Raw genomic sequence first — 8,615 nt, forward strand, 5'->3', positions numbered from 1 at the left:
ATTGTTCCCAGTATTATTACTACTAATACTATCCATAAAGGGTGTCTTTTTCCTTGATCTTTCCGAAAGTCCTTGACTTGTTTCAGTTTTTCTATTAAGCTCAACATATGTTTCAAAAGTTCGCGTTCACTTCTCATTTTACCTGACAGTGATCGCTTTTACTTTTGATATTCTCATGGGAGAATGAAACAGCCCTACCCAAACCCCGGAGCGCATTTGCTTTTCGGTGAGATGCTTACAAGCAGTTGTTAATATACTTGTACCAATTTAAGATTCACCAATAATTGCTGATTGTCGCTATTTCTGCAAATGTGAGATGCAACCTTAATAATTTCTGCTAATAATGTTTCTATACTTGCCATGGTTTACTAATCCTAAATTGAGAAAACAAATTATAATCTTTTTAGATGAACGTAGGTTGGGTTGAAGTATGAAACCCAACGCCCGCTCATGTTACGCTACCGCTAACCCATCCTACAAATAATTGTGCCTCCCTACTTAATTGGGCATCAACTCCTCAAAATCACAACTTGACACCTCACCCTTAAGATAACTGCCATAACCTGAGTTCGGAATCAGGGAAAATTGCCAAATTTCCCTAACCCGAACTCACCTTGATTACAAAACCTTATGGGTATGAGAATGTTGTTTGACGTTATCCTCCGTCCGCACCACATGAACAGCATTCAAGATGCGTTTTTTCTCTAGGGAAAAGTTTAAATCGTCTTTTTGGCTGCCCAAGGGGATTAACCCTTGCAGGTGGGGTTGATTTTTATAGGTGCGAGTGGCCGCAATCGCCCTTTCGACAAAATTCTCGCATAATTGGGCATTATCGGGGAAATTACTGGGTATTTGAGGATTATCGTCCTGAAATACCTCTCCTAAACTCATGGCGCGGGCAAATTCGTAGGAAGTGGGAATTCCTTTGACAATTGCCTCTAGGGCCGCCGAGGGAATCGGTTCTAACACCGCCACTTTTTCTAATTCTCCCTCCTGTTTGAGAAAACAAATCGCTAAACCGAATACACAATAATCATCTTTTGTCAAGTCAGAAATGTTTAAGAATTGTGTCGCTGTGGCCATTATTTTGATCCTGAGTCGCTCTTTATTTAATCTTGCGGGCGATGAGCGATCGAATCAAGGTTTTTATTAAGAGATATGAAGGAGAAAAATTTAGCAGGGTTGGGCCGCGCTAACGCACCCCCAGACGGAAAAAACTGAGAACTGTTAGACTAGAAACCAGCAGATTAACTGATAAACGAGCTTTATGTCACCCACTCTACTCATCTCCAAAGAACTCCCCACCCTGAAATATAATCCTAGTCTGGAGTGCTTTGATAGCTCTTGGGCGGCCCCTTTGTCCACTCTTCTGGGACTGGGACGGGCTGCCGGGGCAACTTTTATCGAATTTTTCCTGGAAAGAGTCAACTATATCAGTTGTTTAGCCGAAGATGACACCATCACCAGTCTCTCACCGAAACTATCTACAGGGGCAGGAATCCGCCTTTTTCGCGGTAAAGCTGATTGTTATGTCAGTACCAACGATTTAAGCTTCCAAGGCTTAAAAAATGCCCTAGAAAAAGGTTTATCGATTCTCGGTTTAAACCTACCCAGTCCTAACGCATATATTCCCGAAATCAATCTGGAAATGTTTCGGGATTATGCCACGGTCAAAAATAAAGATATTTGGCTGAATAATTGCAGTTCTTTGCGAGAGATGGGTGATATTCTCCTAACTGCTAACGTTCACCTCAATCAGAAAGCCTCTCACGTCCAATCTCGTCGCGCCGCTTATTTTCGCGATTGGCAAGAAATTTTAGTTGCCGCTAGTGATGGCACTTTTGCCCGGGATATTCGCCTCACCCAATCCGTGGGCTATAATCTCCTCTGTGCCGATGGAACTAATCGTTCTAGCATTGGTAAACGGGTGGGTAGTACCAGTAATCCCGATTTTCTGCGGACGTGGAATGCCGAGGAATCGGCGGCAGAAGTGGCCGAATCGGCGGGTAAAATGCTTTACGCTGACTATGTAGAATCCGGCAGTTATCCCATCGTTATGGCCAATGAATTTGGCGGCGTTATCTTCCACGAAGCCTGCGGCCATTTGCTAGAAACTACGCAAATTGAGCAAAAAACCACGCCCTTTCTCGATAAAAAAGGCGAAAAAATCGCCCACGAAAACCTGACGGCTTGGGACGAAGGATTATCCGATAAAGCTTTCGGTACTATCGATATGGACGATGAGGGAATGCCGGCCCAGCGTACTCTCCTAATTGAAAATGGTATCCTAAAAAACTTCATTGCCGATCGCACCGGTTCAATTAAAACCGGCCATCCCCGCACAGGTAGCGGTCGCCGCCAAAACTATACCTATGCGGCCGCTAGTCGGATGCGGAATACCTACATCGCACCTGGGGAATATACCCTCGATAATCTCTTTAATTCCATCGATAAAGGCATTTATTGCAAAAAAATGGGCGGTGGTAGTGTGGGGGCGACCGGGGAATTTAATTTCGCCGTCGAGGAGGCCTATCTTATCGAAAATGGCAACCTGACTAAACCCCTGAAAGGCGCGACTTTAATCGGTTCAGCCAAGGAGATTATGAATAAAATCTCTATGTGTTCCCAAGATTTAGGACTAGCGGCGGGTTTTTGCGGTTCCGTCAGTGGTAGCGTTTATGTCACCGTTGGTCAACCCCATTTAAAAGTCGATTCTATTACCGTTGGCGGTCGTTAATCATGACTTTAGTAATTCTCTACTATTTCCTCATTGCCATCATGATAGTGGGGATAATTGGCGAACTGCTGCCCGCTGTCCCCGGCATGAGTTTGATTTTAATCGCCATGGTGGTGTGGGGTTTTGTCACCAAATTTGCGGGGATGGGGGTCGCTTTAACCGTGGCCTTTGTTGTCCTTCTCCTCAGTCTGGGGGTGGAATTCCTCGCTAGTTATCTCGGCGCCCAAAAAGTTGGGGCGAGCAATTGGAGTCAAATCGGGCTAGTAGTGGGTTTATTAGCGGGAATATTCGGGCTTTTACCCGCTTTACCCATTGGCGGCCCAATTATCGGCTTATTTGTCGGTCCTGTGGTGGGGGCTTTTGTCGGAGAATACGCCTATCGTCGCGATTTGGAATTAACCCCCCGTTTGCAACAATCCCTAAAAGTCTGTGTCGGTATCGTCGTCGGCACGGTTATCGGTCACGTTGCCAAAGCTATGCTGGCCACGGCCGCCGTTATCGTCTTTATTGTCACCACTTGGCCCAATCTCTCTTCAGTTATCAGTTATCAGTTATCAGTTATCAGTTATCAGATTTGAGTTTTCAGAACGTAGGTTGGGTTGAAGCATGAAACCCATCGCCCGCATGGTTTACGCTACCGCTAACCCATCCTACAAATAATTGTGCCTCCCTACTTATCCAGCTTACGGCTGACCGCTATCAGTTATCAGATTTGAGTTTTCAGTGGACACTGTTAAGTGGCAAGTTCTGAGCTTTCTTTTCACTGATTACTGATTACTGTTTACTGATAACTGAAAAATCCTCCAACACCAAAAAAAATCTATGCCAAAAGTTGAAGATATCGCCCAAATCGCTAATTCTAGCGCCCAAGCTTTAGGAATTGCTAAATACGACATCTATGGTTCTTCTGTGGATGAAACCGATGTGGATGTGTTTCAAGGGGAACCGAAACAGGTACAAGCTTCCAATCGTTCCAGCGTTATCGTTCGCGTCTGGAATCGGGATAATCAAGTCGGTGTCACCTCGACCACCGATGTGGACCCGGTGGGACTGCAATTAGCCCTGAAAACCGCCCAAGAAGCCAGCTTTTTTGGGGTTAAGGAAAATGTCCCCGATTTTAGTCCCGCCGCCACCGCACCTACCACAGAAGTGGCCAGCGAAATGTATAATCAAGCAGCTGTATCCACTCTCATCGATAAGTTATTAGCCGCCGAAAAATCCCTACTAGCGGCCCATCCGGCTATTGCCAGTGTTCCCTATAACGGTTTGGGACAACAGCAGGTCAGACGTTTTTATCTCAATAGCGACGGGGCAATGCGTCAGGAAGCGCGTAGTTATGCCAGTGTGTATTTATACACCAAAACCGAACAGGAAGGCAAAAAACCCCGCAGCGCTGGTGCTTTTCGGGTGAGTCCGGGACTGGAAAAATTAGATATCGATGGTTGCATCGAGGAAGCGATTACCAAAACTGTTAGCCATCTGGACTATCAACCGATTACCACGGGTAAATATTTAGTGGTTTTTGCCCCCCGCGCCTTTTTGAGTCTAATGGGAGCATTTTCTAATCTGTTTAATGCCCAAAATGTCCTTGATAAACAGAGTCTTTCTACTCCTGAATCCCTAGGGACACAAATCGCTGCTACTGCCTTAAATTTGTGCGATGATTCCCTCCATCCGGCTAATGTTGCCGCAGAAACTTTTGATAGTGAAGGCACTCCTACCCGTCGTGTGGAATTAATTAAAGAGGGGATTTTGAGTAATTTTCTCCATAGCACGATTACCGCTAAACGGATGAATACGGAACCGACTGGCAACGGTAACATTGGCGCAAAAGTAACAGTTAGTCCCCATTTTTATCACGTTTTTGCTAGTGCTAATCAACCAAAAAGCTATTCTTTGGAAACAGCAGAAAATGTGGTTTTAATTGATAGTTTACAGGCACTTCATGCGGGAGTTAATTCTCTACAAGGTTCCTTCTCTTTGCCCTTTGACGGTTGGTTAGTTAACAAAAATGAGCGCGTTAGCATCGATTCCGCTACCGTAGCTGGGGATATTTTAACACTGCTGAAATCGATTGTTTATCTGGAACCGGAAGCAGTTATTACTCCTAGTGGTGTTTGTCCCTACGTTTGGGTAGAGGGTTTATCAATCACAGGAGAAGCTTAACACTATACCGAACCAAAAATAGGGGGTATTAACAAGGGTAATACCCCCGCAAGATGGATGCTAATTTTATAGTCGTGGGTAAGCTGTTGACTATCCAAATTACACTAAATCCAGTTATTAAAGACTGATTATCGATTCTCCCTTTTGTCTTTTGCATGAGTAGAAAACGGGTTTCTCCGAGAAACCCGTTTTCTGTGCGTTACTCAACGGATTTAGTATAAATCTGGTTATTAAAAACTGATTAGGGTTTGCGGCAAAAAGTACGGGCGAAGCATTCGGATAGAAAATCTACGGTTTCACCGATAGGTTATTGCCCGAATGCTTCGCCCCTACAGGACGCGGGCCGATGAAGACCCAAGGTTTTGAACCACGATTCTCTCAAAATCTTGCACCTGTGAGAGCGAAACAGGACAATAAAACCCTTACCTCGTCTATATTTCACATTTATTCAGCTTTAGTATTACTCCTAATTAAGAACTATTTTTCAGCCAGGGGAAACCAATTATCATCTAATGTTTGTTCGAGGGATATATGAGCGTCTGAATTGAGGGAAAAAAGCTGAGAAACCGATTTAATCGCCACTGGATAAACTTTATCATACATAGCCGCTAATTCTGGCCGTAAGCTGGGACTATCTTCTAAACGATGCTGAATTTGGGCGCGAAAATTGACTATTGCTGCCGCCCAATGATTACCTGACCGTTTTTTTTCTTCTTGCCAATAAGCCAGCTTTAAAAGATGTTCGATAAGACGGGTTAACAGACTCATTAAAGCTCGTCTATCACTTTTTCCCATACTCTCAATTTCTTCAATTAAATTATCCCAATCTACCTGCTCAAAATTGCGCTCTTGTAAATGTTTTACCGTCTCTTTTAGCCATTGATTATAATCAGTTTCGTAGGCAGTTGACGACATAATTTAACTCTCCATAGAAAATTACTTAGTAGATTAAGAAAGGTTAATGGGTGTATCCATTGATAGATAGGGTTTTTCGGCTATTGTAGTAGATATCTATGGGGGAAATCCAGATATATTCTAGAACGTGAGGTGTGGAACCTGACGCGATTGCCCCTAAAAATGCCAGGTTTTTGAACGTGGACTCGTTGAACCAAGAATCCCGAAGCGCTGGGGTGGGAGTGTCAATCGGATTCTCTCAGGAAACCCGCTTTCTGACTTGTAGTAAGATTGAGGGCATAGTATGGCAATTTCGTAGGCGATGAAGGCAGCGGCAGTTATTGAACAGTACAAAAACGGGCGACGGGATTTCCGGGGGGAATCCTTGCGGGGTGGTAACTTTCGCAGTGCGGACTTAGCGGGGGCGGATTTCAGTGGTTGTGATATACGCGGGGCAAATTTTAGTCGGGCGAATTTGACGGGGGTGAAGTTTGCCGGGGCGAAGGCGGGATTGCAGAAGCGGTGGCTGGTGATTTTGCTGGGGTTGGCTTTGGTGTTAATTCTGTTTTCGAGTTATTTCTCCGCCATGGCTGGTTATCTGGTGGGCTTAATTTTTGATTCATCCAGTACACAAAACCAAGTTGCTGGTTGGTCAATCTTAATTTTTCTCATCTGTTTTTGCGCTGTCACTTGGCGTAAAAATATTTTGGCCGGAGTCGGAGCCGTAGCCGTAGCCGGAGCGGGAGCGGGAGCCGTAGCCGTAGCCGTAGCCGGAGCCCTAGCCGGAGCCGTAGCCGTAGCCGGAGCCCTAGCCGGAGCCGTAGCCGTAGCCGTAGCCGTAGCCGTAGCCGTAGCCGTAGCCGTAGCCGTAGCCCTAGCCGGAGCCGTAGCCGTAGCCGTAGCCCTAGCCGTAGCCCTAGCCCTAGCCGTAGCCGGAGCCCTAGCCGTAGCCGGAGCCGTAGCCGGAGCCTTGACGCTATTTTACTGTTGGCTCGGTTGGTTGACCCTTAAACAAGAACACCGCGATCCTTGGTTGCGTAAAATTGTGATAGCCTTTGCTGCCATTGGTGGCACCTCCTTTTTTCAAGCCAATTTAACCGCAACAGATTTTACAGGAGCCACCTTAAAAAGTACCAATTTTAATCAGGCAATCTTGAATAAAACAATTTTTAAACAAGCAATTAAATTGGAATTAGCCCGCCCCGGCCATACCTTATTAGCCAATCCCCAGGTTAGAGAATTTTTGATTGATTCCCGCACCGGAAGCGGAAAAGACTTTGCCCAAGCCAATTTACGGGGGGCATACCTGGAGGGGGCAAACCTGCAAGCTGCCAACTTGCGCCTAGTGGGACTTAGGCATTTTCGGGCAGCAAAAAAGGCTCAAACCATTACGGGACAAAGGGTTAACCTCGATTTATGATTTTCCTTGATCTATCTGGGTTTCAGCGATTTTGGGCTTCTCGAAGTAAATCCCAAGCAGGGATTGGGGTTGAGGCTTTTCTCGATTTGTTTTTTGTCTAAGTCCCACTAGCGAATATCAGTGAAGCCAGCTTGCAATACGCCAACCTTGCGGGGGCAAACCTCACCGAAGTCAACGCCGTCAATACGGATTTGCGCCATGCTACTCTGACGGGTGCTTGCGTGGAAAATTGGAATATTGATGCCACCACCCAACTGGATGAGGTGGACTGCCAGTACATTTATCTGCTTAATGGGCAAAAAGAGCGCCGCCCCAGCAGTGGCGAATTTCAACCCGGTGAATTTACTAAATTATTTGCCGAAATGTTCGACACTGTTGACCTGATTTTCCGCAATGGGGTGGATTGGAAAGCTTTCATTGCTGCCTTAAAAGAAGTACAAGTGCAGAATGAAAATACGCCGCTTCAGGTGCAGAGCATTGCCAATAAAGGAGATGGCGTGATAGTGGTAAAAGTCCATGTACCGCCCGATACTGATAAAGAGAAAATTCATCAAGAATTTAACCAAAATTATCAACTACAACTCGCAGCCATCGAAGCCCAATATAAGGCACAACTCACCGCCAAAGATGAGGAAATCGCCATCTATCGCCAACAAAGTGTTGATATGATGGAAATTACCAAAACCCTCGCCAACCGTCCCATCCATGTAGAGGCAAAAGCCATGAGCCACAGTAACGACAGTTCCCCAAATATTACCATCCGCGATATTAATAATTCCGCCGTCAATTTCGGCGAAATTATCGGCGATGTAACTAATACCATTAACCAAATTGCAGCCGATGCTTCCCCAGAAAATGCCCAACTTAAAGCCTTACTGCAAGAACTAACCCAGGCGATTGAAATTGACAGCCATTTAGATGAAGAGGAAAAAGCCGAAGCCGCCAATCAAGTGAAAAAGATTGCCCAAGCTAGTCAAAATCCTGATGATGCCGGACTGCAAAAGAAAGCCCAACGAGCGGTTAATTTTCTCGAAACAATTGCTAAAGCTTTGGAACCTGCCAGCAAACTTGCCCAAGCCTGTCAAACAGCCTTACCGATAATTTTGAAAACATTAGGCTTCTGATAGGTTTGTAGTTGCGCTTTAGCGCAGTTCTAGTTAGGGCTATAGCATCGACTTGTCGCACTTTTTTTTAGTCCAAACTTGCGCCATTTCTAACCTATTAGTAACCCCAATAAACTTGTCTCCTTCCCCATCTAAACTATAATTAGCCGCATAGGTAGGGCTTGCTGAATAATGGTAAAACCCTTTTAAAATAAGGCTTTTGACCTGTTAAAGTCCGATGTTAGTGCAAGAAAATAGGATTGGGACTTTCAAAAACCTTGCATTATCCTTCTTG

Annotated in this window: 5 protein-coding genes and 2 pseudogenes; 5 read left to right on the top strand and 2 right to left on the bottom strand. The window is 45.2% G+C overall.

Annotation, left to right across the window (positions count from 1 at the left end):
• Positions 1 to 618: 618 nt before the first annotated feature.
• The gene (locus H6F92_RS11755) at positions 619 to 1,083 is read right to left on the bottom strand and encodes a hypothetical protein (RefSeq protein ID WP_002798136.1); all 465 of its coding nucleotides are present in this window, start codon (positions 1,081 to 1,083) and stop codon (positions 619 to 621) included.
• A gap of 184 nt (positions 1,084 to 1,267) precedes the next feature.
• On the opposite strand from H6F92_RS11755, the gene H6F92_RS11760 reads away from it, so the two are divergent.
• The 3 genes from H6F92_RS11760 to H6F92_RS11770 all read left to right on the top strand — a co-directional run bounded on the left by H6F92_RS11760 (position 1,268) and on the right by H6F92_RS11770 (position 4,903).
• Positions 1,268 to 2,737, top strand: coding sequence for a TldD/PmbA family protein (locus H6F92_RS11760; RefSeq protein WP_190357976.1), 1,470 nt, complete (start codon positions 1,268 to 1,270; stop codon positions 2,735 to 2,737).
• A gap of 2 nt (positions 2,738 to 2,739) precedes the next feature.
• The gene (locus tag H6F92_RS11765; protein ID WP_190357977.1) at positions 2,740 to 3,315 is read left to right on the top strand and encodes a DUF456 domain-containing protein; all 576 of its coding nucleotides are present in this window, start codon (positions 2,740 to 2,742) and stop codon (positions 3,313 to 3,315) included.
• A 244-nt stretch (positions 3,316 to 3,559) separates the two neighbouring features.
• Positions 3,560 to 4,903, top strand: coding sequence for a TldD/PmbA family protein (locus H6F92_RS11770; RefSeq protein ID WP_190357978.1), 1,344 nt, complete (start codon positions 3,560 to 3,562; stop codon positions 4,901 to 4,903).
• Positions 4,904 to 5,380: 477 nt separating this feature from the next.
• Here H6F92_RS11770 and H6F92_RS11775 read toward each other — a convergent pair whose 3' ends face one another.
• Positions 5,381 to 5,818 carry a DUF29 domain-containing protein gene (locus H6F92_RS11775; RefSeq protein WP_190357979.1) on the bottom strand — a complete coding sequence of 146 codons (438 nt, stop codon included), beginning with the start codon at positions 5,816 to 5,818 and terminating at the stop codon, positions 5,381 to 5,383.
• A 301-nt stretch (positions 5,819 to 6,119) separates the two neighbouring features.
• Between H6F92_RS11775 and H6F92_RS26560 the strand changes: the two are divergent.
• Together H6F92_RS26560 and H6F92_RS11785 are read left to right on the top strand one after the other, a co-directional pair.
• Positions 6,120 to 7,139 (top strand): annotated as a pseudogene (locus H6F92_RS26560) (pentapeptide repeat-containing protein); the annotation flags it as partial.
• 185 nt (positions 7,140 to 7,324) lie between these two features.
• Positions 7,325 to 8,341, top strand: a pseudogene (locus H6F92_RS11785) (pentapeptide repeat-containing protein); the annotation flags it as partial.
• Positions 8,342 to 8,615: the final 274 nt, after the last annotated feature.

The sequence above is a fragment of the Microcystis wesenbergii FACHB-1317 genome (assembly GCF_014696875.1).
GTDB lineage: Bacteria > Cyanobacteriota > Cyanobacteriia > Cyanobacteriales > Microcystaceae > Microcystis > Microcystis wesenbergii_A.